At 62.1% G+C, this 22184-nt stretch carries 25 protein-coding genes; 11 read left to right on the top strand and 14 right to left on the bottom strand.

Annotation, left to right across the window (positions count from 1 at the left end; all coding sequences use genetic code 11):
- Positions 1-33: 33 nt before the first annotated feature.
- Genes LIW51_RS21570 through LIW51_RS21560 form a run of 3 tightly spaced genes read left to right on the top strand, consistent with a single transcriptional unit; the run spans position 34 to position 2755 of the window.
- Positions 34-657 carry an NADH-quinone oxidoreductase subunit B gene (locus LIW51_RS21570; RefSeq protein ID WP_227378312.1) on the top strand — a complete coding sequence of 208 codons (624 nt, stop codon included), beginning with the start codon at positions 34-36 and terminating at the stop codon, positions 655-657.
- On the top strand, positions 654-2297 hold the full coding sequence (locus LIW51_RS21565; protein WP_227377087.1) for an NADH-quinone oxidoreductase subunit D: 1644 nt from the start codon (positions 654-656) through the stop codon (positions 2295-2297). The genes LIW51_RS21570 and LIW51_RS21565 overlap by 4 nt, the downstream gene beginning before the upstream one ends.
- A complete protein-coding gene (locus LIW51_RS21560) occupies positions 2294-2755 on the top strand; it encodes a NuoI/complex I 23 kDa subunit family protein (protein WP_227377086.1) in 462 nt (153 codons plus the stop codon). Before LIW51_RS21565 ends, LIW51_RS21560 begins: the two co-directional genes overlap by 4 nt.
- Here the strand turns inward: LIW51_RS21560 and LIW51_RS21555 are convergent.
- From LIW51_RS21555 to LIW51_RS21515, 9 genes are all read right to left on the bottom strand, one after another.
- Complete coding sequence (locus LIW51_RS21555; protein ID WP_227377085.1) at positions 2749-3204, bottom strand: hypothetical protein; 456 nt, start codon at positions 3202-3204, stop codon at positions 2749-2751. The genes LIW51_RS21560 and LIW51_RS21555 overlap by 7 nt on opposite strands.
- A 34-nt stretch (positions 3205-3238) precedes the next feature.
- A complete protein-coding gene (locus tag LIW51_RS21550) occupies positions 3239-4642 on the bottom strand; it encodes an arylsulfotransferase family protein (protein WP_227377083.1) in 1404 nt (467 codons plus the stop codon).
- A gap of 266 nt (positions 4643-4908) precedes the next feature.
- The gene (locus LIW51_RS21545; protein ID WP_227377081.1) at positions 4909-5757 is read right to left on the bottom strand and encodes a class I SAM-dependent methyltransferase; all 849 of its coding nucleotides are present in this window, start codon (positions 5755-5757) and stop codon (positions 4909-4911) included.
- Positions 5754-6842, bottom strand: a complete 1089-nt coding sequence (locus tag LIW51_RS21540) for a glycosyltransferase family 4 protein (RefSeq protein WP_227377080.1) — start codon at positions 6840-6842, stop codon at positions 5754-5756. Before LIW51_RS21540 ends, LIW51_RS21545 begins: the two co-directional genes overlap by 4 nt.
- Positions 6815-7192 (bottom strand): 6-pyruvoyl trahydropterin synthase family protein, encoded by a 378-nt coding sequence (locus tag LIW51_RS21535; RefSeq protein ID WP_227377078.1) that lies wholly within the window; start codon positions 7190-7192, stop codon positions 6815-6817. Before LIW51_RS21535 ends, LIW51_RS21540 begins: the two co-directional genes overlap by 28 nt.
- Positions 7193-7194: 2 nt before the next feature.
- Positions 7195-8223: a zinc-dependent alcohol dehydrogenase gene (locus LIW51_RS21530; RefSeq protein WP_438267378.1), complete on the bottom strand. Its 1029-nt coding sequence runs from the start codon at positions 8221-8223 to the stop codon at positions 7195-7197.
- A gap of 37 nt (positions 8224-8260) precedes the next feature.
- Positions 8261-8857 (bottom strand): hypothetical protein, encoded by a 597-nt coding sequence (locus LIW51_RS21525; protein WP_227377076.1) that lies wholly within the window; start codon positions 8855-8857, stop codon positions 8261-8263.
- Positions 8854-9468: a sensor histidine kinase gene (locus LIW51_RS21520; RefSeq protein WP_227377075.1), complete on the bottom strand. Its 615-nt coding sequence runs from the start codon at positions 9466-9468 to the stop codon at positions 8854-8856. The genes LIW51_RS21525 and LIW51_RS21520 overlap by 4 nt, the downstream gene beginning before the upstream one ends.
- The gene (locus LIW51_RS21515) at positions 9414-10160 is read right to left on the bottom strand and encodes a PAS domain-containing protein (RefSeq protein ID WP_255767524.1); all 747 of its coding nucleotides are present in this window, start codon (positions 10158-10160) and stop codon (positions 9414-9416) included. The genes LIW51_RS21520 and LIW51_RS21515 overlap by 55 nt, the downstream gene beginning before the upstream one ends.
- Between LIW51_RS21515 and LIW51_RS40005 the strand changes: the two genes are divergently transcribed.
- Positions 10095-10667: a hypothetical protein gene (locus LIW51_RS40005; protein ID WP_438267410.1), complete on the top strand. Its 573-nt coding sequence runs from the start codon at positions 10095-10097 to the stop codon at positions 10665-10667. The two genes, LIW51_RS21515 and LIW51_RS40005, sit on opposite strands and share 66 nt — an antisense overlap.
- Here the strand turns inward: LIW51_RS40005 and LIW51_RS21505 are convergent.
- Complete coding sequence (locus LIW51_RS21505) at positions 10587-11051, bottom strand: response regulator (RefSeq protein ID WP_227377074.1); 465 nt, start codon at positions 11049-11051, stop codon at positions 10587-10589. The genes LIW51_RS40005 and LIW51_RS21505 overlap by 81 nt on opposite strands.
- Before the next feature lie 130 nt (positions 11052-11181).
- Between LIW51_RS21505 and LIW51_RS21500 the strand changes: the two genes are divergently transcribed.
- The 3 genes from LIW51_RS21500 (at position 11182) to LIW51_RS21490 (ending at position 14606) form a co-directional block, all read left to right on the top strand.
- The gene (locus LIW51_RS21500; RefSeq protein WP_227377073.1) at positions 11182-11811 is read left to right on the top strand and encodes a phosphoribosyltransferase; all 630 of its coding nucleotides are present in this window, start codon (positions 11182-11184) and stop codon (positions 11809-11811) included.
- A gap of 299 nt (positions 11812-12110) precedes the next feature.
- Positions 12111-13085: a transcription initiation factor IIB gene (locus tag LIW51_RS21495; protein ID WP_227377071.1), complete on the top strand. Its 975-nt coding sequence runs from the start codon at positions 12111-12113 to the stop codon at positions 13083-13085.
- A 234-nt stretch (positions 13086-13319) separates the two neighbouring features.
- Positions 13320-14606: a hypothetical protein gene (locus tag LIW51_RS21490; protein ID WP_227377069.1), complete on the top strand. Its 1287-nt coding sequence runs from the start codon at positions 13320-13322 to the stop codon at positions 14604-14606.
- 5 nt (positions 14607-14611) lie between these two features.
- Here LIW51_RS21490 and LIW51_RS21485 read toward each other — a convergent pair whose 3' ends face one another.
- From LIW51_RS21485 to LIW51_RS21475, 3 genes are all read right to left on the bottom strand, one after another.
- Complete coding sequence (locus LIW51_RS21485; protein ID WP_227377068.1) at positions 14612-15670, bottom strand: DUF7350 domain-containing protein; 1059 nt, start codon at positions 15668-15670, stop codon at positions 14612-14614.
- 183 nt (positions 15671-15853) lie between these two features.
- Complete coding sequence (locus LIW51_RS21480) at positions 15854-16453, bottom strand: HD domain-containing protein (RefSeq protein ID WP_227377067.1); 600 nt, start codon at positions 16451-16453, stop codon at positions 15854-15856.
- A gap of 526 nt (positions 16454-16979) precedes the next feature.
- Positions 16980-18254: a M24 family metallopeptidase gene (locus tag LIW51_RS21475; RefSeq protein WP_227377066.1), complete on the bottom strand. Its 1275-nt coding sequence runs from the start codon at positions 18252-18254 to the stop codon at positions 16980-16982.
- A gap of 496 nt (positions 18255-18750) precedes the next feature.
- On the opposite strand from LIW51_RS21475, the gene LIW51_RS21470 reads away from it, so the two are divergent.
- Together LIW51_RS21470 and LIW51_RS21465 are read left to right on the top strand one after the other, a co-directional pair.
- On the top strand, positions 18751-19233 hold the full coding sequence (locus LIW51_RS21470) for a VOC family protein (RefSeq protein ID WP_227377065.1): 483 nt from the start codon (positions 18751-18753) through the stop codon (positions 19231-19233).
- Positions 19234-19389: 156 nt separating this feature from the next.
- Complete coding sequence (locus tag LIW51_RS21465; RefSeq protein WP_227377064.1) at positions 19390-19695, top strand: hypothetical protein; 306 nt, start codon at positions 19390-19392, stop codon at positions 19693-19695.
- A gap of 79 nt (positions 19696-19774) precedes the next feature.
- Here LIW51_RS21465 and LIW51_RS21460 read toward each other — a convergent pair whose 3' ends face one another.
- The gene (locus LIW51_RS21460; protein WP_227377063.1) at positions 19775-20089 is read right to left on the bottom strand and encodes a HalOD1 output domain-containing protein; all 315 of its coding nucleotides are present in this window, start codon (positions 20087-20089) and stop codon (positions 19775-19777) included.
- A 479-nt stretch (positions 20090-20568) separates the two neighbouring features.
- Between LIW51_RS21460 and LIW51_RS21455 the strand changes: the two genes are divergently transcribed.
- The gene (locus tag LIW51_RS21455) at positions 20569-21063 is read left to right on the top strand and encodes an Lrp/AsnC family transcriptional regulator (RefSeq protein ID WP_227377062.1); all 495 of its coding nucleotides are present in this window, start codon (positions 20569-20571) and stop codon (positions 21061-21063) included.
- A gap of 280 nt (positions 21064-21343) precedes the next feature.
- Positions 21344-22177, top strand: a complete 834-nt coding sequence (locus LIW51_RS21450) for a TrmB family transcriptional regulator (protein WP_227377061.1) — start codon at positions 21344-21346, stop codon at positions 22175-22177.
- Positions 22178-22184: the final 7 nt, after the last annotated feature.

Here is a 22184-nt window from a genome sequence, read left to right as displayed (position 1 = left end):
GCACCGGCTAGTCGTGCTCGTGCAAAAGAGGAGCTGCCGGGTCGGTTCGACTCGAAGCTCCGAGACGCGCTCGGAACCACGCCGTTCATCCTCACGAAGTTCGATTCGTTCATGAACTGGGTGCGGGGGTCGTCGATGTTCGTGCTCCAGTTCGGCATCGCCTGCTGTAGCATCGAGATGATGCACACCTACGCCGTCAAACACGACTTAGACCGCTTCGGAGCGGGGGTGCCGCGCGCCTCGCCGCGACAGGCCGACGTCATCATCGTGCCGGGAACCATCGTCTCGAAGTTCGCGCCCCGGATGAAGCGCGTCTACGACCAGATGCCCGAACCCAAGTTCGTCGTGAGCATGGGATCGTGCACCTGTTCCGGCGGCCCGTTCCAAGGAGGATACAACGTCATCAAGGGCGCGGAAGAGGTCATCCCGTGCGACATCCACGTCCCCGGGTGCCCGCCGCGCCCCGAGGCGCTCATCTACGGCATCGCCAAGTTACAGGAACGAATCGCACACGGCGAGGCGAGTCCGGTCGTCGTGAAGCCGTATGAACTGGAGCAGTTCGGCGACCTCGAACGCGACGAACTGGTCGAATCGCTCGCCGACCGAATCGACGAGGATACGCTCGTCATGCGCTACAACTGGGTGGATTCGCCGTGAGTTCGGGAGTGCAGGAACCGCTAGTGAACGGCGACGAACTCGCGGAGTTGCTCGGCGACCACGTCGTCGGCCGTGACAACCACTTCAACGCGCCGGGCTTCGTGATTCGGCCCGACGAGGTGCAGGACGTGCTCACCATCCTGCGCGACGAGGCCGGATTCGACCACCTCTCGTGTCTGACGGCCCAACAGTACCACGACCGCTACGAGAGCATCTACCACCTGAAGAAGTACGCCGACCCGCGACAGGAGGTGAGCGTCGTCGTCCCGACGAGCACGGACGAGCCGACGAGTCAGACGGCGGAACCCGTCTACCGCACCGCGAACTGGCACGAACGCGAGGCACACGACCTCGTCGGCATCGAGTACGACGGACATCCGGACATGCGGCGGATACTACTGCCCGAGACGTGGCAGGGACACCCGCTCTCGCTGGATTACGACCAAGACCGACCGCAGATAGTGACGCTAGAAGAGCACCGGAATCCGCTGTTGGAAGACCACGTCGGCGGCGATGCGGACACCATCTTCATCAACATCGGACCGCACCATCCTGCCACGCACGGCGTCCTCCACCTGGAGACCGTGTTGGACGGCGAGCAGGTGCTCGACGTGGAACCGGACGTCGGCTACCTCCACCGCTGCGAGGAGCAGATGGCCCAGTCGGGCAACTACCGGCACGAGATAATGCCGTACCCCGACCGCTGGGACTACACCGCGAACATGACCAACGAGTGGGCGTACGCGCGAGCCATCGAAGATCTCGCCGACATCGACGTTCCCGACTACGCGAAGGTGCTTCGGACGCTCGGGGTCGAACTCTCGCGGATGGCGGGCCACTTCCTCGCCCTCGGAACGTTCGCACTGGACGTGTACGGCGACTTCACCGCCATCTTCCAGTACTCGTTCCGCGACCGCGAGAAGGCCCAGAGCATCTTGGAGGACTTGACGGGCCAGCGCATGATGTTCAACTACTTCCGCCTCGGCGGCGTCATCTGGGACGTTCCCGAACCTCGGCAGGAGTTCTTCGACAAGACGCTGGATTTCGTCGACGAGTTACCGCGGGCGCTCGAAGAGTACCACAACCTCCTCACGAACAACGAGATATTCCAGCTTCGGTGCGTCGACACCGGTGTACTCGAACCTGACGTTGCGAAGGAGTACGGCGTGACGGGGCCGGTCGCCCGCGGGTCGGGCGTCGATTACGACCTGCGCCGCGACGACCCCTACGGCTACTACGACCAACTCGACTGGGAAGTCGTTACGGAGCCCGGCTGCGACAACTACTCGCGCGTGCTGGTTCGGCTTCGGGAGGTCGAGCAGTCGGCCAGAATCGTCGAGCAGTGCATCCAACTGCTCGACGAGTGGCCCGAGGACGACCGCGAACTCCAGTCAAACGTCCCCCGGACGCTCAAACCGCCGATGGACGCCGAAACGTACCGCGCGGTCGAAGCAGCGAAGGGCGAACTCGGCGTCTACATTCGCTCCGACAACACGTCGAAACCGGCGCGCTTCAAGATCCGAAGTCCGTGTTTCCACAACCTCTCCGCGCTTCCGGAGATGGCGACCGGCGAGTACGTGCCGGACCTCATCGCGTCGCTGGGGAGCCTCGACATCGTGCTCGGGAGCGTCGACCGATGATCGGGATACTGAAATCGATGGCGACGACGATGCGACACGCGCTGGACGGGTCGACGTTCACGGTGGAGTACCCCGACGTCGCACCAGAGGTCAGCCCGCGCTTCCGCGGCATCCACAAGTTCAGTCAGGAGCGCTGCATCTGGTGTCGCCAATGCGAGAACGTCTGTCCGAACGACACCATCCAGATCGTGATGGACGAGCAACGAAACGGCGAGCAGTACAACCTCCACGTCGGCCAGTGCATCTACTGTCGATTGTGCGAGGAAGTCTGCCCGGTGGACGCGATTTTGCTGACCCAGAACTTCGAGTTCACGGGCGATACGAAAGACGACCTCGTCTACAATAAAGAACAGTTGAAGAACGTCCCGTGGTACAAGGACATCGACCCGCTGGAATCGCGGGAGCCCGATAGGGGTGCGTGGATCGGCGAAGGCGAAGGGGACGTGGATTATCAGTAGTTTCGGACGGTCGGAGTTCGGTAGCCCGTTTCCACGACGGTAGAAGGTTCGAACTCCGAATTGCTCTCCGGCGTCACCGCCGCCATCTTGATTTTTTCGTTGTATATTCTGACGATGAGAAGATCCGAACTCGCCGGGTCTTTCCACAGATACTCGTCGGACAATTCCGATTCCACGTCGATGTTCACGGTGTAATCGCCACGTCGTACGTCGAACGGCTCGTCGAACCGAACCGCCTCGTCACTCACCACGGAACCGCTTTCGTCGAATACGATCTTCGAAGATTCGACGCGGGTGATACGTACTTCGAACGTTACGTCTCCGGAAGCGTGGTTCGACACGGACACCGAATGACCGCCGTCGTACAGGAGATTGTGGAGCGAGATACAGCCCGACAGGGGGAGTATCTCCATCGGAATGGACTTCGTGAATCGTCGTTTCGTGATCATCGGTGGAATCGGCGGGCGAGTCGAACAGGCGTAATCAGGCTAACCGCCGCACGCCGTAGTAGATTCGCTTTCGCTGGTACACGAGTTCACCGACGACAAAGCCGAGCAACAGCACGATAGCGAACAGCGCGGCGATGAAGGCGTACTCGTTCATCCAAATGGGGCGGATGAACGGCGTCGCCTGATCCCACTGCTCGCCGTACTGTCGCATGTCGTCCTCGATCGACGTTTCGCTGAACGTATTTCCGAGCAGGACGGACATCTTCACGCGGTCGCCGGTGCCGGGGTCGACGTTCGTGCTGCCGTGGACTTGGTACTTGCCAGTCACGCCTTGGTCGGCCATGGTCGGGCCGTTGGAACCGCCGCCGTGGGCGACTCGCTCGGCGTCGTAGGGGAGCCACGGGGAGTAAAACTCCCAGACGATCTTCCCCTTCGGCGTCACTTCGATGACGCGGTGGTTCGAGGAGTCCACGATGAGCGTGTTGCCGTTCGGCAACCGGTCGGCGTCGCGGGGCCAGTTGAACTTCTCCGACGACCCCATCTCCCACGTCTTCTCCCAGTCGTTTCCGCGTTTCGCGTACTCGACGACGCGGTGATTGTGCGAGTCGGCGACGAGGATGGTCGGAGTACCCGACTCGCTTTCGAGGTAGTCGGGGTTGTGTTGTTCGTAGATGATGTCGTGATTGCCACCATCCTGGCCGAGTTTCATCGTGACGTTATTCGTCTCGCGGTCGATGACGAGCACTTCGTCCATGTTCCGGGAGTCGGCCATGTACTTACCGGGGCCGATCTTGTCCACGTCGTTCACGTGCGTCCAGTCACCCGTGTACTCGTCCATCCCGGCGCTCTTCTCGTAGTAGTTGCGGAAGTACCAGCGCCAGACGATCTCGTCTTTCTCCAAGTCGTAGACGTAGATGCTGTCGTCGTTCTTTCCGGTGCTCTTGTTGTAAGCGCGCATGTTGGCGACGAGCAACTGCGACCCGTTGTTGATGAGGTCGACGTCGTGCGTGTCGTGGATTTCGAGGAACTGCTTCCACACCTTCTCCTTCGTCTCCGGATTGTACTCGTAGACGAGCGTCCCGCCGCGCTGGGTCGACGTGACGAGCAGGTTTCCGTTCTTTAAGGGATCGACGTCGTAGAACCACGTCGCACCCTCTTTCGACCCGTTGTGTACCCACTCGACGTTCCCTCTCGGGCCGACGGCGACGAGACGGGCGGGCTTTTTCCTGTTCCCCTTCCCTTGGAAGTGGAACCCTTGGACGCTGATGACCGTCGTTCCGTTGGCGGGACTCTCGATGGTGCCTTTTTGGAGATTCGATTCCTCTTGGTCGTACGTTACCGCGGAGACGGCGGAGGGCGCGAGCAGGGCGACGACCAGCAGTAAGACGACACCGCGCACGAGCCACGGTCGTGGCGGGAGTCGTTCCGTCCAGTCCATAAACTATACTCGGGAACCTTCACTTTGAGTATTTTGTGTTTCGTCCACCATCGCCGGTTGGTGATTCTACCGGTTCTTCTCCGAATTCGAATCCGATCACCAGCGTCGAATTGTGTCCCACGAGACAAATACGACGGCGGTCTGCAGGACGATGCGACCAGCACCGAGGCGGACACCGGCGGGAGGCAGAACGGAGAGCTTCGACGAAAAACGAGGGCAGAGCGGAGCGCGGCAAACGCGAAGTCGGCGGTCGCGAGAGGAACCGGTTACGCTCTTCTCGCCAACACGTCCAGTTGATGGGCGACGTACGTGAGTTCCGCTTTCTCGACCTGTCGGCGACGCGTCGCCGACCACTCAGCGAATGCCTCGGTTTCGAGCGCGGGATGGTCGGCGAGCGCACTTTCGATAATTCCGATGATGTGACGAAGGAAGACCTGCTCGTCCGCGGGGTACGACCCCGCTCGTGGATACACCAGCCAATCCGAACTCCCTGCCGCGAGCACCGTCGCGTCCCGCGCTCGGAGACCCGCGAGCAGTCGCCGCCCGGCCCGATTACATCCGCCCTCGTCGTCCATGTGCCGGTGGTACAGTCGTTCGACTCGCCCGTCCAGCGGATGAACCGGGTCGAACGTCGTGCCGCCGTCGAAGGTGATCGGGAAGTAACATATCCCGTCCGGTTCAAGCGCCGACAAGAGCGCAGGAATCGCCGAATCGAGGTCGAGCAGGTCGGCGACGGCGTGGCCGACGATAGCGTCCCACTTGCGATCCGTCGCTCGGGCGAACTCGACCGCGTCCGCGACTTCGAAGACGATCGTACTGCGTCGGTCACCGCGTTCGAGCCGGAGTTCGTCACCGCGAGAGTCGAAACCTCGCGCCAACAGTCGCTCCCGCGCAATTTCGAGGTTCTCCGGGTCGATATCGAGCACTGTGTAGTGAACCTCGCGGGGCAAGCAACCCCACAAGTGCAGACGCTCGACCATCGCGCCGGTTCCGGCCCCGACTTCGAGGAGTCGCACGGAGTCGGGGAGTTCGCGCCGAAATCGCGCGAGAACCCGGCGGTTCAGCGCCCGGTCGTCCACCGTCCGCTTCGCGGCGAGGTACTGCTGGAACGTCATGGCTCTGCGGGAATCGTGCTCGCGCTCCCGGTCACTTCGTCGAGCAGTCGCTCCGCCGCGTTCGTGGCGTCGTTCCACCCCGGATGCCCTTCGTATCGGTTTCGCGCCGCCCGGCTCATCCGCTGGAGCGCGTCCCTGTCGTCCCGAAGGACGCGAACCGTCTCGGCGATGGCGTCGGGGTCATCCGGCGGAAGCACGAATCCGTCCTCTCCGTCGGTGACGACCTCGCTCGCGCCGCCCGCGGTCGTCGCGATCGCCGGCAGACCGAACGCCATCCCTTCGAGGTACACCAGTCCGAACCCCTCGTACAGAGATGGAACGGCGAGAACGTGGCTCCAGGCGAGGTGTCCGGCCACCGCCTCGTCGGGGAGCCGACCCGCGAACGAAACCTTCTCCCCCAAGCTAAGTTCGTCGCGGAGGGCGCGAACTCGCTTCACGTACGCCGCGTCCGCGGACGCGCCGACGACCGTGAGACGCCAGTCGCCGGTCACCCGCGAGAGCCCTGAGAGCAGGACGTGGAGCCCCTTCCGCGGAACGATATTGCCGAGGAAGACGAGCCGAAGCGACCCCTCGAACTCCCTGCGGGGCGGCGAAGGCGGTGTGAACCGGTCGCCCGGGGGGTACGCCACCGTCGTCGGGAGGTGACAGAGGTCGAGAACGGATCGCCGTGTCGTCTCGCTGTTGCATATCGCACCGTCGACGCCCCGAAAGTAGCGACGTTCGACGGCGCGATAGACGCGATTTCGCCACGCCGCCCGCGATTCGCTCGACCGGAGGTGGTGGACGACGGAGAGAATCGGCGCGTCGATCGAACGATTCGTCCAGACCAGCGACGGATGACAGAGCTGGTCTTCGAGAAGCGCGTCGAATCCCGCCAGTTGCCAGCGAAGTCGGCGCGAACCGTTGTGCAGCAGACACCGACCGTAGTTCTCCCACAGCAGGCCGACGACCCGCACCTCGTGCCCGCGCTCCCGGAGGTGTTCGACCAGTTTTCGGTCGTAGCGAAAGCCGCCCGACCGCTCGGAGAGCGACCCGTACGCGACGAGTGCTAGGCGCATCACACCGACCGCTCGAAGGCGGCCCACGCGTCATCGTCCTCGTGTATTCGGACCCTCGCCTCGCCGACCTCCGGTGCGTCGATTCCGTCGAGAGCCCGGTCGCAGAACAGGCAAGCGAAACGTTCGACGCTTGGATTCAGTCCCTCGAACTCCGGGAGGTCGTTCAGCGTCTCGTCGCGGTAGCGGTCTACCGCGTCGTCCAGCGAGTCGCGCACCGCGTCGATGTCGACGAGGTAGCCGTGCCGGTTCAACGACTCGCCGCGAAGGCGGAGTTCGGCCCCGTACCGATGGGAGTGCAGGTCACCTTCCGGGCCGGGGTTCGGAACGGTCAGGTAGTGCTGTGCGACGAACGTCCGCGAAACGCTTACTTCGTACATGGTTACTCGTAAGTCAGGAGGACGGTCACCGCCTCGTCGGGTCGTTCGTCCAATAGTCGGTACGCTTCGGGGGCGTCCTCGACGGGGACGCGATGGGTGACGAGTCGTCCCGTGTCGATGTCGGCGAGTCGTCGCCACGCCACGTCGAGTCGGCGGGCAGCGTCCCACCGCCCCCGGAGTTCCGGGTCGAGGGTGCTCACCTGCGTGTTTTCGATGTCGATTCGACTTCGGTGAAACGCACCCCCGAGGTTCAGGTCGGCCCGCTTCTCGCCGTACCATGACCCGACGAGCACCCGCCCGTCGTAGCCCGTCGCCGCCACCGCGTCGTCCAGCGCGTCGGGGTTGCCGGAGAGTTCGTAGGTGAGGTCTGCCCCGGCGGGGGTTTCTGGCCGCGAGAGGACGGCGTCGATCTCTTCGAGGGCGTCGCCCGTCGCGTCGAGACAGCGATCCGCGCCCAGTTCCCCCGCGAGTTCGCGCCGGGTAGGATAGCGGTCGAGCGTCACGAGGTCGGACAGCGGGCAGTCCGCGAGCAGCGCGGTCGTCAACAGCCCGACGACGCCCTGTCCGAAAACGACGACCTGCTCGCCGATTCGCGGCGTTCCGTCGAGGACGAAGTTCACCGCCGTCTCGACGTTCGGCAAGAAGACTGCCTCCTCCGGGGAGTAGTCGGCCGGAATCGGGACGAGGTCGTCCGGCGGCGCGAGGAAGTGGCTGGCATGCGGGTGGAACGCGAAGACGGACTCGTCCAGCCAGTCGTCCGAGACGTTCCGTCCGATAGCGACGACGCGCCCGGCGGTCGCGTAGCCGTACCGAAGCGGAAAGTCGAGCGTGCCGGAGAGCGCGTCGATGGTCGTGTCGGTCGCCAGTTCGGTCGGCGCGTCCCCGCGATAGACGAGGAGTTCGGAGCCCGGGCTGACCGCCGACACCTCGGCGCGGACGAGCACCTCGTTCGGCCCCGGTTCGGAAACCCCTTCCACGCGAACGTCGAGTCCGCGCGGCCCCGTGAAGTAGACGGTGCGTGCGGATGGCACGTGTGCCATGCGACGGAGTCCGGGAAATTCCTTTCGGCTACCACGTCCGCCGACCAAGCAGACGGCGGACGGCGTCACAGAGGCGACGTCGAAGGGGTTCGAGCACGGGTCGCGGACAGACGGCGAGGTACGCCCGAACCGGGTCATACTCGTCGGTTTCGAGGAGCGTCAGCGCCCGCGCCGTCGCCCGGTAGTTTCCGTCCGCGACGCGAGGCGGCGCGCAGTCGCGGCGGTCGACCAGCACGATGGGTTCGTCCGGCGGGTCGTCCCGAATCGACAGGATTCGACCGACAGCGACGCCCGTCTCGGCGGTCAGGTCGTCGGGGTCGCCGTCCTGGATTCGGCGGGCGGCCCCGAGAATCGTCCCGTCGGGCGAGAGCGCCCGCCACAGCAGTTCATCCGGGCCGGCCACGACCCGCAGTCGTTCGAACGCCCGCCGGGAGAGCGTCAGTCGATGCCACTCTATCGGAGCGTCGCGCCAGACGAACGACGCCGCACCCGGTTTCAGGCGGAGGAGTCGGTCGATCATCTCTCGCTCCGACAGCGATTCGGTGTCGAACGACGGCGTATCCGCCTTACGACGTTCGAGTTCGAGCCAATGTTCGAGGACGGTGTCCTGCGAGACGCGCGTCATTCACCGACTCGTTCGACACCCGCGAACTCAAATCGTGCCCCGCCCGCGCTCGACTCGCCGAGCGAGACGCGCCAGTCGTGTGCCTCGGCTATCTGCTTGACGATCGTCAAGCCGAATCCGGTGCCACCCTCGTCGGAGGAGTAGCCCGACTCGAACACCGTCTCGCGGTCGTCGGGCGAGATGCCGGGGCCGTCGTCCTCGACGTAGAAGCCGGTTTCGAGTTCGCCGACGGAAATCGTCGCGTCGGGGCCGGCGTGCTCGACGGCGTTCCGAAACAGGTTTTCGAGCAACTGCTGAAGCCGACTCGCGTCCGCGTCGATGGTCGAGTCCCACGACGCGTCGAGGGTCGCCGACTCCGTCTCGACGAACGCCCACGCGCTCGTCGTGACCGCCGTCCCGTCGACCGGTTCGGTTTCGCTGACCGTCTGCCCCTGCTGCGCCAGCGTCAGCACGTCCTCGACGATGCCCACCATCCGGTCGTGAGCGCGTACTATCCGGTCTAGATGCTCGTCTTTCCCCGTCGCTTGGTACAGGTCGAGGAATCCCTGCGCGACGTTCAGCGGGTTGTGGAGGTCGTGGGAGACGACGCTGGCGAACTCTTCGAGACGCACGTTCTGACGCTCCAGTTCGCATTGGTCGGCTTCCGTTCGTCCTCTCGCTCGGTTCTGTCGAGGGCGGCGGTGGTGTTCGCGGCGAACAGTTGGGCGTAGTACACGTCAAAATCGTCCAGTCGCTCGCCGCCGAACGCCATCACGCCGCGGTTTTCTAACGGGACGAGCGCCTCCGATTGGTCGTCGGTCGTGTGCCGTCGCCGGACGACCGCCTCGCCGGTTTCGAAGGCGTCTAGTGTGGCGCTTCTGTCGGATACGGTCTCTGCGTCCCCGTACGCTCCGTGGTGCTCTTCAGTTCTGGCGATCAACCGAAACTCCGCGTCGTCGTACCGCCAGATTCCGGTCAGCGGAAGGGCGAGCACGTCGCGTGCCGCTCGAACCGCGATTTCGCTGATCGCGGTCGTCGTCTCGGCGGCCATCAGTTCGCGGGTCACGTTGTGGAGGGCTTCGAGCGTCTGCTCCCCGTTTTCCCGCCCGGTCACTTCCCGGGAGTTGAGCACCAGTCCCCCGACCGCCGGGTCGTCGAGTCGGTTCTCGCCCGTCGTTTCGAGGTAGCGCCACGAACCGTCGGCGCGGCGGAATCGGTACGTGATGGTTCGATAGCTGTCGGGGTCGTCGATAACCTGATGGAACGTCTCGACCACGCGGGGACGGTCGTCGGGATGGACGTGGTCGAACGAAACGTCCCCCACGATCTCGTCCGGGTCGTAGCCGAAGCGTTAGATGGACGGACTGTGATAGTGGAAAACGCCCGACTCGTCGACGAGTGCAATGAGGTCGTACGAGTGTTCGATGAGCGCGTGCAGTCGGTCTTCCGTTCGTTTTCGGTCGGTCACGTCTCAAACCGATCCGATGATCGCCGGACGACCCTCGTAGTTCGTTCTTCGGACGGAGAACTCCCCGTAGCGCGTCTCGCCGTCTTTCGTTTGGAACCTGGACTCATAGATCGAAACGGCATGGTCGCCGCTCTCGCGACTCGTCACGATATCTCTGACGCGGTCGTGGTCGTCCGGCTGCAGGAGCGACCAGACGTTAATGCCGCACAGTTCGTCCGTGTCGTAGCCGGTGATTTCGCACACTCGCCGGTTGACGAACTCGAATCGGTCGTCTCGATGGATTTAGATGACGTCGTGGCTCCCCTCCACGACGGTGCGGTAGAGTTCTTCCCGCTCGCGGAGCGCGTCGTCGGTGCGATATGAGTGGACGGCTTTCTCGATGCGATTCGCCAGCACCGCACACTGGTCGCTCGAAACGTCCTTCTGGAAGTAGTCGGTGACGCCCGCGGAGACCGCACGACTCGCTAACGCTTCGCTGCTGACGCTGGTGAAGAGGATGAACGGGAGTTCCGGATGGAGTTCCCGAACCGTTTCGAGTAAGTCGAGTCCGTTCGCGTCGCCCAACTCGTAGTCGCAGACGGCGCAGTCGATACCACCCTTTCGTACTTCCTCGCGGGCGTCCGTGGCCGACGACGCGGTTCGGAGTTGCAACTGCTCCGACTCCCGTTCGAGGAACGTCGCAGTGAGGTCGAGTAGGTCTTCGTCATCGTCCACGTGCAGAACGACGATAGACGGTGAGTCACTCATTCTCCATCGTTTCGTTGACAGACTGAGTACGCCACCATAGTTGTTGCGTCCGTTAGATATACGTTCTGTCAACAACGCCTTGCCGAGTGCTTTTACTGGATGGGTGTACTAGTCGGCACAGGGGAGGAGGATGTTCAACGATAGAACGGACGCGGGAGAGCAACTGGCCGACCGCGTTGTGCGCGAAGGGGTGACGGCGGACGTCGTACTCGCCATTCCGCGAGGCGGACTCCCGGTCGGACGACCGGTAGCCGACGCACTCGGCGTGCCGCTGGACGTGGTGGTCGCCAAGAAGCTGGGCGCGCCCGGTAACCCCGAACTCGCCATCGGTGCGGTCGGTGCGGACGGGAGCGTCTGGCTGAACGACGACCTCATCGACCGGTTAGGGGTGGACGAAGCATACGTCGAACGGGAGCGCGAGCGGCAGGCCGAAGCCGCCCGCGAGAAAGCGGCGGAGTATCGAGGTGACGAACCGATTCCGGACGTCGCGGGCGACCGAGTCGTCGTCGTAGACGACGGCATCGCCACGGGAGCGACGACCATCGCATGCCTCAGGCAGGTGCGAAACGCGGGAGCGAGTCGCGTCGTCCTCGCCGTCCCCGTCGGCTCGCCTCGGTCGGTCGAGCAGTTGTCCGACGAAGCGGACGGCGTACTCTACGTCGAGGTTCCGCCGTACTTCAGCGCGGTCGGACAGTTCTACCGTGTGTTCGAGCAGGTTCCGGACGAGGTTGCGAGGACGTACCTGAACGAGGAGACGTAGGACGTCATTTCGAACCGACAGCATCAGTCTGCCCGATAGAAGCCGAAAATTTAGCACAAAATCACCCGGCGTAAAACCGATATAGTTTTGTCCGTTTCGGATCACAATTTCGCAATTTCTCGAGCGTAAAACGGCCATTGGCTCCCGTTTCAGGCATCATTAACGAAGAATACGGAAAGTCAGGAATGGCACCATACTACGAAACATTTAAGTATATATCGTACTAACTGTTGGTTAGGAAGTGGCCCTCCGGGATTCTTCAGGTTCTCCCTCCCGGGAGCGCCCGCCAACCCACAACCATGACATCCACCAAAATTCAGAGCTACAGCGAGTCCGACGTATCGACCCGCGAGCGAGAGAACGAACAGGAGGAAGGCGTCTGTCCCGAGTGCGGCGGGAGACTCGTCGCCGACGAGGGGCACGGCGAGACCGTCTGTCAAGACTGCGGATTGGTCGTCGAAGAAGATAACGTCGACCGCGGACCGGAGTGGCGCGCCTTCGACGCGAGGGAAAAGGACGAAAAGAGCCGCGTCGGCGCGCCGACGACGAAGATGATGCACGACAAGGGGCTCTCGACCAACATCGGCTGGCAGAACAAGGACGCCTACGGCCGGACGCTCGGGTCGCGCCAGCGCGAGAAGATGCAGCGACTCCGCACGTGGAACGAGCGGTTCCGCACGCGCGACTCGAAAGAGCGCAACTTGAAGCAGGCGCTGGGCGAGATCGACCGGATGGCGAGCGCGCTCGGCCTTCCCAAGAACGTCCGCGAGACGGCCAGCGTCATCTACCGCCGGGCGTTGGAAGAAGACCTGCTCCCGGGGCGTTCCATCGAGGGCGTGGCGACCGCCTCGCTCTACGCGGCGGCCCGCCAGAGCGATATCCCCCGGAGCCTGGACGAGGTGGCGAGCGTCAGCCGCATCGACGAGATGGAGTTCAAGCGCACCTACCGCTACATCGTGCGCGAACTCAAACTCCAGATTCAGCCCGCCGACCCGCAGAACTACGTGACGCGGTTCGCGTCCGACCTCGACCTCGGCGACGAATCCGAGCGGTGCGCTCACGACCTGCTCAAAACCGCGAAGGAGCAGGGCGTCCACAGCGGAAAGTCGCCGGTCGGTCTGGCCGCCGCAGCCGTCTACGCGGGTGCGCTCCTCAGCAACGAGAAGGTGACGCAGGCCGAAGTGAGCGAGGTCGCCAGCGTCAGCGAAGTCACCATCCGTAACCGCTACCAGGAACTGCTCGAAGCCGCGGAAGATGGCCGTGTCGTCGCGTAAACCGTCCTCGCTTTTCTCTCCGATACGATAAACGTCGACCGGCGAGACGCGTCTGCGATGGAACGGAGACTGCGCTGTCGGAGACCGTCGATCGTACGGCGAGCAACTACGAGCAACCGGTGAGCGAGCGGACATTTATCGTCGTAGGGTGGATGAGTTGTCATATCTTCGCTTCGGAGTAACCGAAAACGGCCAGTACACTAATTTTGTACGACTCGAAATCCTTCGATACGTATGCCCGGATCACGAATCGGGGTCGACCGCCGCGTTGTGACGGGCATCCTGCTTCTCGTACTCTTCGGTCTCATCGTCGTCCAACCCGGTTTCCTCGCGCCGCATTCGGTCGACGAGACGGAACGGAAAGAACCCGAGGACGTGCGACTCGTCAAGCCGAAAGAGAACAGTTCGGCGAAGCTGTGGCCGTTTACGAGCCGACGAAAGTCGTTCGACTCGTTGACCCTCCCCATCAACGCCGTCATCCGCGGACACTCCGAACGAGTCGTGACGCAGTTGAAGACCGGACGAGGGGCAAAGTGGGACAACCAGTCGAACGAGTGGCGAGGGGTGGGGGACGAGGACGAACCCGTGGTCGTCAACGACCAGATCGTCGAGTGGCGCAACACCACGGGGGCGACGCGGTACACCTACATCCAAGCCCCCGGTTCGCGCGGCGGGTGGGTCACGGAGACGGCACAGCTCCACGATGGCACTTACTTCGGCTCGCGGTATCACCTCCGACTCTACGAAGCGGGAAAAGGGAACCAGACGTGGACAGCCGTCCAAGCTCACCACGAACACTGGGACTGGTTCCGACTGCGACACTCGGTCGGGTCGCTCTCGATGGCACAGTACTATCTCGACAGTCAGTACTATGGAAAGTGGTACGTCGACGATATCTCCCGCGAGCGATTCGCTAACGGTGGCATCTCCGACACCGACGGGTGGGTGTCGGTCATCGAACTTCGAGAGACGAGCGAACTACGACCGGTATCGCTGGTGTGGGTCGCGCTGTTCCTCGGTTCCGTCGGCGTGCAGGAATCGGTGCTCTCGTCGCTTCGTGAGGCCGAATCATGGCTCTCGACGGAGACGAACCAACGCGGAGTTGCGCTTACCGCCACGCTCATCGGCCTCCCGCTGCTGGTACGCAGCGCGAGCATCTTCGTCGAGACGACCGTCCCCGCCGTCCCCGTGAAGGCGATCGCCGGCATCGGCTACCTCGTCTACGTCGTCGGCCTACCGCTGGCCACGGTCGGCTTTCCGAAGGGCGGGCGGTCGCTGGACTGGTTCGGCGTCGCCGTCGTCGCCCTCGGTCTTGGATTCCTCCTCGATTACCGGAGCATCGGCGTCAAGGTGCTCCCCATCGCGGTCGTGCTCCACCGACTTGTCGTCCTCGCCGTCGTCGGGACGTTCGCGGTCGGCGGGGCGCAGCAAAAGGAGAACGGACGCTGGAACGTGGTGGTGAAGGCAGCCCTCGCCATCTGGGTCGCCGTTCTCGCGTGGCCGCTGTTCTATGGCTTCTGATTCGGTCACTGAACCGAAAACTGCATCTTCGGCATCGATAGGAACGCCGTCTCGTACCCTTCGTGTCGGGAGACCGAGGGGGACGAATCGACGAGCACCGTCAGTTCGTCGCCCGACCTGACGCCCTTCACGTTCGCGCCGTAGTGATAACCGATGTCGGGGTCGAGCGTCTGTTGCAGCGCGCCGTCGAACACGGACTTTCCGCTGCGGCTCAGCTTCGCCGACAGCGACATCATCGGGAGCGGGTAACGGTTGTACGGCGTCCGCGGCGAGACGAGGAGATAGGTGTCGTCCGCGAGGTCGGCGTCGCTCACCGCGACGACGAGGAACTTCGCGTCGCCGCTCGATTTCTCGCCGACGAACTGGCCGGGCAGGTCGTTCTTCGGCGGGACGTGACTCGTCGGCATCTGCATCTCCATGGGGTTCACCGCGCCTTTCTTCCCTTTCTTGTCGTCCAGCCTCTTGAACGACAGTGCGTCCAGTTTCTGCTGGGTGAACTCGAACTTCGTCGAGAGCGTCGCGCCCGAACCGAACTGGCCCGAGAGCGCCCCCGTCCGGCGGACGCTCAGTCCGGCGACTCGTATCTTCGCGTCGTAAGTTCCGTCGCCGTCCAGCGACATGTTGTCGCCGAAGTGAAATCCCATGTTCTGCGAGAGCATCGGCCACATCGTCCGGGTCGTGCTCCAGTCGCCCTTCGAGAGTTCAATTCGAACGTCCCCCGCGGGGAGCACCGTCTTCGTCTTCGCGTCCCAGACAGACGCCATCAGGTGGAGGTCGTCGCCCTTCTGGACGGTGACCTTCTCCTGCTGTTGGGCCGTCCCGCCGCCCATCAGCCAGAATCGGTGGGGAAACGAGTAGAACAGAGCGAGTCGATACCGACTCTGTTTCGCCATCCCCGCCATCTCCATCCCCTCCACGTGCGTCGGATAGTACACTGCCTCCGGGCGATTTTTCACCATCGGCGGCTCGTTCGGCAACGTTCTCGTCTGGAACATCCCCGAACACCCCGCGAGCGAGGCGGCACCGGTGGCGCCCGCGGTCTGCAAAAATCTGCGACGGTTCATCGACTGGGAGTTGACATTCGCCGGGAAAAGGGGTTCTGGTACACCCGTCGAAATGCGCCCCGATGAATTCGGCGTACCGGATCTGGATATCTATCTGTAAATCCATTCGGATAGCTATCTGCATAGCTATCTGAAAAAGAGCCGGACGAAGAGGGTATCGAGAACAGCCGCGAGAAAACCGTTTCACTGCGTCTGGCTGTACTTCTCCATCCACTCCTGAAGCGTGATTCCCATCGCGGACTGGGTGATGGCGTTCGAACTCGCCGAGTTGGCGCTCTTCACCAGTTCGGCTTCGAGGGTTCGTTTCGGAACCTCGCCGAGGAAATGGGGAATCGCGCGCTGAACCGCGAGCGGACAGCCGACTTCGTGGGCCAGTGCGTACCCCGACAGCGAGTGCGGAACCTCCTCGGTGGCGTAGGTCGGGTCGGGGTCGAGCAACGTCTCCTCGTCCACGAAATCGACGTACTCGTAGCATTTTCCCACGTCGTGGAGCAGGCAGGCCGCGACGATCACGTCCTCGTCAGGGTCTGCGCCGTGGAACTCCCGCTGTTCCTCGGCGGAGCACACGGCGATCCGAGTTACGCCGCGGACGTGCTCGACGTTCGTCACCTCGTGGATGTTCCACGCGTATGGGATGTCCTCGATGTCTCGCCAGCCGCCGCGGTCGAGGCCGAGCAACCACGCATCGGCGACCTGCTCACGCAGTTCGTCGCTTTCGATGGAATCGAGTTCGGGGAAGGCGTCCTCGACCTGTTCGCGGTAATCGGGCGTGTCGTCGCTCATGGAGTTATTGTTCGCGGCCCGTGACGTAATGGTTCGTGAATCGGCTTGGTTTGGACGGCGTTTGTTCGCGGTTGGTCGATGCCATAGACCGAACCGATCGCTTCTTCGTACTAACGTTGGAAGGGTTCGTGGTCGTATTCCGGAAAGCCCTCGTATGCTCGACTTTCGCGGCCTCTACTGCACTCCTCACCTCGCTCCCTGTCGGTCGCTCGGTGTGCGGTGCTTACGGGGCCGGGCGTTCTCGTGAGCGACGACGGATGGAACGAGAGCACCGAAGAGCAAGTTCTTCCAGTGGCAAGGAGACAAAGCGCGCAGCAACATCTCCGTGAACGCAGCAAGCGGAGCGCCGTGAACGGCCGGGGGCTTTCGAGGACAACACGACTGCGATAACTCGTCAAATCCGAGGAGAGCGTCCGAGGATTTTCTGAGATTTCATATTAACGGTACATCTCAGTACAGAATAGTACACAACGCGACCCCGCCTAGCCGCCCGAAACACTCCTTCATAAGGAAATTCAAACGACGCTCAACAGTCGATGGTCGTAATCTCCTCGACGGGCCATTGACTGAGAATCTCGACGCCGTTCTCGCGGACGACGACCATCTCCTCGACGCGCACGCCCTGCCGGTCTGCGGGTTCCATCGTCTCGACCGCCATCGTCATCCCCTCCTCGATCTCGATGGGGTGGTCGGGCGAGATGCCGCGCCAGATGAGCGGAACCTCGTACAGTTGCAGGCCGAGACCGTGCGCCCAGTGGTTCGTCGTCATCTGCCAGTAGTCGGTGGCGCCGTACCAGTCGGCGTGCTCGCCTTCCATGTCGGGGAAGCCCTGCGAGATATCATCGGTCGTCGCGCCGGGTTCGATGCGTTCGAGCACGTCGTAGAGGTTGTCGCGGGCGGTCTCGTAGGCGTCCCGCTGGGCTCGCGTCGGCTCGCCCACGCTGAAGGTGCGGTAGTAACAGGAGCGATAGCCCATGAAGCCGATGTTGTAGAAGTCGGCGTAGACGAGGTCGCCGGGGCGAATCACGCGGTCGGTCGTGTTCGCCTGATGCTTCGGCCACGTGTTCGGCCCGGACGTGACGTAGCCGCCCTGCACCATCGCGCCGAGGCCCCAGAGTTCCCTCGTCGCCTCGCCCCAGACCTCCGACTCGCGCGCGCCGGGTTTCGCGGTCTCCGTGATGCGCTGGAATCCGGCCTCGCAGAGCGCGGCGACCATCCGCAGGCACTCGATCTCGTCGCGCGTCTTCACCTTTCGCGCGCTCTCCATCACCGTCGCACACTCGTCGGTTCGCACGTCGACGCCGCGGTCTTCGAACTTCGAGATGAGAGCACCGTTTCCGATGTCGATGCCCATCGGTTCCTTCGCCACGCTGTACTCCTCCATCGCCTCGTAGACGAGGTCGGCCATCTTCCCCTTCAGCCAATCGCGGGCGGAGTCGCGTCCCGAGGCCCGCGGGACGTTCCCGAGTCCGGGGCAGGCGTAGCGAATGTCGTCCAGCCACGGACAGTTGAACCGCTGGTTGCTCGCGTGGTCGGCCGTATCCCAGTGGACGACGTCGCCGTCCTCGGTGAGCAGGGTGTAGTGGTCCGCGCCCGACCCGCCCGTCATGGCGAGGCCGGTCACGTACCGGACGTTCGGGTCGTTGATGAGGAGCATGCTGCCCAGTCCCGCCTCGCGCATCCGGGTCAGTGCGCGCTCCTTACGCTCCTCGCGCATCCGCTGGAAGTCGATTCGTTCCTCCCAATCGACGCCCATCGTCCCGCGCGTCCCTTCCATGAAATCGCGTTGGTAGAATCCCATGGGGCGGGTTACTCCGAGGTTCGTATTGAAGGTAGGTGAAACACCTCTGTCAAGGTGTACGGAAGGCGTCGTCGCTGAGAAGCGCGACGACGAGTATCACGCCGAACACCATCCGCATGACGTCGAACATCGCCAGACCGAGGAAGGTGTTAAACGCGTACGGTCGTACCGTCCACTTGTGCTCTCACTCTCGCCGCATCGACAGCTCGAAGAGGGCCACCAGTTTCCCGAGCGCAAGTGCGAGCAGGATCGAACCGGTAACTGCCTCGATGGCCACTGCTCGCACTCTGTAATCCACGGATTACGTCGATGCCAGCGACGAAACACAGCACGCTGCGCTTGTGTTGGTAGGAAAGTGTTCGTCTCCTGTACGCACGTGACATGATTCGAAATCGTATCATCCGTACATAATTTTTATCACTTTTTCGTACAGGTAGATTAGACTGGATTGTCGCTTGCCGTACACTCAAGATAGCTCCAATCGTTTCCATGACTAATGCGAACGCACGACACGCCGGTCCGGGTCGACCACGTCGGCATCGCCGTCGAATCCATCGAACACGCCGAACCCGTTCTGCTGGCGCTGGGCTGCGAACGCCTCACCGTCGAGCCCGTGGAAGACCGGTTTCGCTGGGCGTACTATCGCCTCGGCGACGCCTCTCGGCTCGAACTCATCGAACCCGTCGCGGAGGACACTTTCCTCACCGACTTCCTCGACCGTCGCGGCCCGGGACTCCACCACGTCACCCTCGAAGTCGCGGACATCGACGCCGTCATCGAATCGCTCCGCGAGCACGACCTTCGGGTCGTCGACCGCGCCGAGTTCGACACATGGACGGAGGCGTTCGTTTCGCCCACAAATCCGACCGGTGCGCTCTTCCAGTTGATGGAGTACCACGACGATTACCACGAAGAACGCCTGCCCTCGGAAGAGCTGTTCGTGAACGGAAATCGAGTCGGGGAGTCGTTCGAGCGGTAGTTCCTCTCCCGGTTCGGGACGAAACGGCCGAAATAAGCCCGCGCGTCGACCGCTCGTTCGTAGCGACGTGTTACTCACTTCCTCAAACGTTCTCGTTATTAGAAAATGTTCATTCTTTATTATCTTTGGGACGTTGTCTAGCCCGACGAGGTTACTATGCTCGATGACCAGCTAAGCGTGCTGTCGAACGTCCACAGACGGCGTACGTTGCTCGCCTTACTGGAGGAGAATCCGCAAGACGACCGTACGGTCGCTTCCGGCGGTTCGGATCCGGGCGAAGGGCAGCAAACAATTGCGATGGAGCACGTACACCTTCCTCAGTTGGAGGATCAAGGCTACATAAATCGGAACCGAGAAGAAAACAGCGTGACGAAAGGTGCCCAATTCGACGAAATCAAGCCGCTACTTGCGATTCTAAAGGGGATAGAAGATGAAAAGTCCGAAGTTAGGTCGCTCGACTGAACTCCGTCCGAAATCCAGTACGAATCGCTCCGAGCTTGCGCTACCAAACGATTTTGGATCCCCGCCGAGCTGTCCTCGCTCACCGCTGTTTCGAGCGCGCCGTGACGGTTCCGTCACCGATCACTGAGACCTCGATTCCGTCGTACGCGAACTTCACGCACACGTCGTCAACGGTGTCGAATCCCCGTACGGTAGCGAGCGCGTCCAGCGCGTCGGGGTTGAGAAAGTCGTACAACGGTGGTACGTCCGTGGTATCGCGGCCAGTAACAGCGGCGACGGCCTCGACGACGGCGATACTAGGTTGTCCGTTTCGTGACCAGTCGAAGGAGGTGGAACTCGTCTCGAGATTCGATTCCGACCGACCCGCATCGGCTGATGGTTTCTCATCGTCCATGGTAGATGTCCTTTCTGAACAGAGGGATGTTCTTGTACGGTCATCCTGTTCGGTGTGATGGATTACGTCATCTACGCCATAAAGACTTTTGTGATTACGCGGGTGAATATATTTTCCGGTCGAGCAGAGAGGCCTTTTCGGGGAAGATTACCACGGAATTCCGGGACGGCCTCGTTCGGTAATCCGCTCCGGTCGGTTTCCGCTCGATGGTAGAAATCCCGTTTCTCGAACGGCAACGAGGGCGGTCCGAAACCGCGCTCGCGGAAACTGCCGTGAAAGTGGCAGTTCCAGCACGGAGTGACGATTGGTTGGGACCCTCTCGGACTCCGTGCCATTCGGCATTTCGGGCTAGCCCGGTATAACCTTACTGTGATTATTCGGGTGAACAACTTGATAGGTGACAATTCGGCAGAGCAGCCGAACGAGATTCGGTGCCGTCGCACTCAGATTACATACGGCCAGCGTTCGTATTCGAATCCATGCCCAGGGAGTTGGACAACGTAGATAGGGGTGTCCTGCATATGCTTCAAGAGGATGCCCGGCAGATGACCGCCCAGGAAATCGCCGATACGGTCGGCGTTTCGCCGAGCACCGTTCGGAACCGAATCGACCAACTCGAAACCGAAGGTATTATCAAAGGGTACCATCCCGAAATCGACTACGAAGCGGCGAACCTCCCGCTACGAGTGGTCTTCGTCTGTACCGCCCCGCCGACCGAACGTAGCGGACTGGCAGACGAGGTTCTGGACATCAAGGGAGTGGTCGACCTCCGGGAGATGATGACCGGTCGGAGGAACATCCACATCGAAGTCGTCGGGACGAGCACGGTCGATATCACTCGTATCACAGACGCCGTCCACGACCTCGGACTCGAGATAGAAAGCTCCGAACTCATGAAACGGCGCGAGATACAGCCGTTCAATCACTTTCATTTCACCCCCGAAGATCACGATTCGGCAGCAGGGAAAGAGTAGACGTCTCTCCCCCGACTGCAAAATCCGCATTTTTTAGCCAATATTCTGCTATTTCCAACACTATCAATTGCGAAATAACTCGCTTGCTGTCGGGGAGAGTGGGGAAACCGCAAAATGACTGGTATCTTATAAGTATGGTTCAAGTTGGTCGAGTCCCTTCGAACGAATATGGAAGGTCGTACTGTCAGACGCTTACGAGTAATTCGACAGGAACTGACTTGTGAGTGGCGACAGAACAACGGAGACGGTACCGGTTTCGCCGGTAGCATGGTTGGGACCCATGAAGGATCTATCTAATCATCAACGGGCGGTCGAACTGCTTCAGAAACTCGGGTTGAAAGAGTACGAAGCGAAGTGCTTCGTGGCGTTGTCACGGCTCCCGAAAGGGACGGCCAAAACGATCAGCGAGACCTCCGAGGTTCCTCGGACGCGGGTCTACGACGCGATTCGAGTGTTGGAGGCCAAAGGACTCGTCGAAGTTCAGCACTCGAACCCGCAGCAGTTTCGGGCCGTGTCGATCGAGGAGGCATCCGAGACGCTTCGAGAAGAGTACCAATCCCGGACGGAGACGCTCGTCGATGCGCTCGGGGACATCGAACCGGCACTCCCGGACGACGACCAAGAAGTGACGCACGAAGTTTGGGCGCTGTCCGGCGCCACCCCGATTACGAATCGGACACAGCAACTCATCGACGCCGCCGGTCGGGAAATCGTCCTCATCGTCGGTCGCGAAGCGGTTCTCACGGAGGACTTGGTGGAGCACCTACAAACGGCTCAGGAAACGGGTCTCTCCGTTCTCATCGGGGCGGTGACCGAACAGCTACGCGATCGGATTCAGGAGGCGCTTCCCGACGCCGAAGTCTTCGTCTCCGGGCTGGAGTGGTTGAGCGGTTCGCTGACCGACCAATCGGAGGACGTGACTATCAGTCGGCTCCTGCTAGTCGACCGGAACACGATTCTGGTCAGTTCGGTGTACGAGAAGGATTCTAACGAGCCCAGCGATGAGAAAGCCGTGTTCGGGAGAGGGTTCGACAACGGAATCGTAGTGATCGCCCGCCGACTGATGGCGACGGGATTGAATTCGGCCGACGACCCCGAAACTTCCGACGGATGACGACCGT

Source organism: Haladaptatus halobius (genome assembly GCF_020618475.1).
GTDB classification, from domain to species: Archaea; Halobacteriota; Halobacteria; order Halobacteriales; family Haladaptataceae; genus Haladaptatus; species Haladaptatus halobius.
This window is presented reverse-complemented; position numbering and strand designations above follow the sequence as displayed.

What these genes read in the sequence shown, in the direction of transcription:
- LIW51_RS21560 (WP_227377086.1), top strand. Translation starts at nt 2,294, where the DNA reads ATGATCGGGATACTGAAATCGATGGCGACGACGATGCGACACGCGCTG.
- LIW51_RS21555 (WP_227377085.1), bottom strand. Translation starts at nt 3,204, where the DNA reads ATGATCACGAAACGACGATTCACGAAGTCCATTCCGATGGAGATACTC.
- LIW51_RS21550 (WP_227377083.1), bottom strand. Translation starts at nt 4,642, where the DNA reads ATGGACTGGACGGAACGACTCCCGCCACGACCGTGGCTCGTGCGCGGT.
- LIW51_RS21545 (WP_227377081.1), bottom strand. Translation starts at nt 5,757, where the DNA reads ATGACGTTCCAGCAGTACCTCGCCGCGAAGCGGACGGTGGACGACCGG.
- LIW51_RS21535 (WP_227377078.1), bottom strand. Translation starts at nt 7,192, where the DNA reads ATGTACGAAGTAAGCGTTTCGCGGACGTTCGTCGCACAGCACTACCTG.
- LIW51_RS21525 (WP_227377076.1), bottom strand. Translation starts at nt 8,857, where the DNA reads ATGACGCGCGTCTCGCAGGACACCGTCCTCGAACATTGGCTCGAACTC.
- LIW51_RS40005 (WP_438267410.1), top strand. Translation starts at nt 10,095, where the DNA reads ATGGAACGTCTCGACCACGCGGGGACGGTCGTCGGGATGGACGTGGTC.
- LIW51_RS21505 (WP_227377074.1), bottom strand. Translation starts at nt 11,051, where the DNA reads ATGAGTGACTCACCGTCTATCGTCGTTCTGCACGTGGACGATGACGAA.
- LIW51_RS21500 (WP_227377073.1), top strand. Translation starts at nt 11,182, where the DNA reads ATGTTCAACGATAGAACGGACGCGGGAGAGCAACTGGCCGACCGCGTT.
- LIW51_RS21495 (WP_227377071.1), top strand. Translation starts at nt 12,111, where the DNA reads ATGACATCCACCAAAATTCAGAGCTACAGCGAGTCCGACGTATCGACC.
- LIW51_RS21490 (WP_227377069.1), top strand. Translation starts at nt 13,320, where the DNA reads ATGCCCGGATCACGAATCGGGGTCGACCGCCGCGTTGTGACGGGCATC.
- LIW51_RS21485 (WP_227377068.1), bottom strand. Translation starts at nt 15,670, where the DNA reads ATGAACCGTCGCAGATTTTTGCAGACCGCGGGCGCCACCGGTGCCGCC.
- LIW51_RS21480 (WP_227377067.1), bottom strand. Translation starts at nt 16,453, where the DNA reads ATGAGCGACGACACGCCCGATTACCGCGAACAGGTCGAGGACGCCTTC.
- LIW51_RS21475 (WP_227377066.1), bottom strand. Translation starts at nt 18,254, where the DNA reads ATGGGATTCTACCAACGCGATTTCATGGAAGGGACGCGCGGGACGATG.
- LIW51_RS21470 (WP_227377065.1), top strand. Translation starts at nt 18,751, where the DNA reads ATGCGAACGCACGACACGCCGGTCCGGGTCGACCACGTCGGCATCGCC.
- LIW51_RS21465 (WP_227377064.1), top strand. Translation starts at nt 19,390, where the DNA reads ATGCTCGATGACCAGCTAAGCGTGCTGTCGAACGTCCACAGACGGCGT.
- LIW51_RS21460 (WP_227377063.1), bottom strand. Translation starts at nt 20,089, where the DNA reads ATGGACGATGAGAAACCATCAGCCGATGCGGGTCGGTCGGAATCGAAT.
- LIW51_RS21455 (WP_227377062.1), top strand. Translation starts at nt 20,569, where the DNA reads ATGCCCAGGGAGTTGGACAACGTAGATAGGGGTGTCCTGCATATGCTT.
- LIW51_RS21450 (WP_227377061.1), top strand. Translation starts at nt 21,344, where the DNA reads ATGAAGGATCTATCTAATCATCAACGGGCGGTCGAACTGCTTCAGAAA.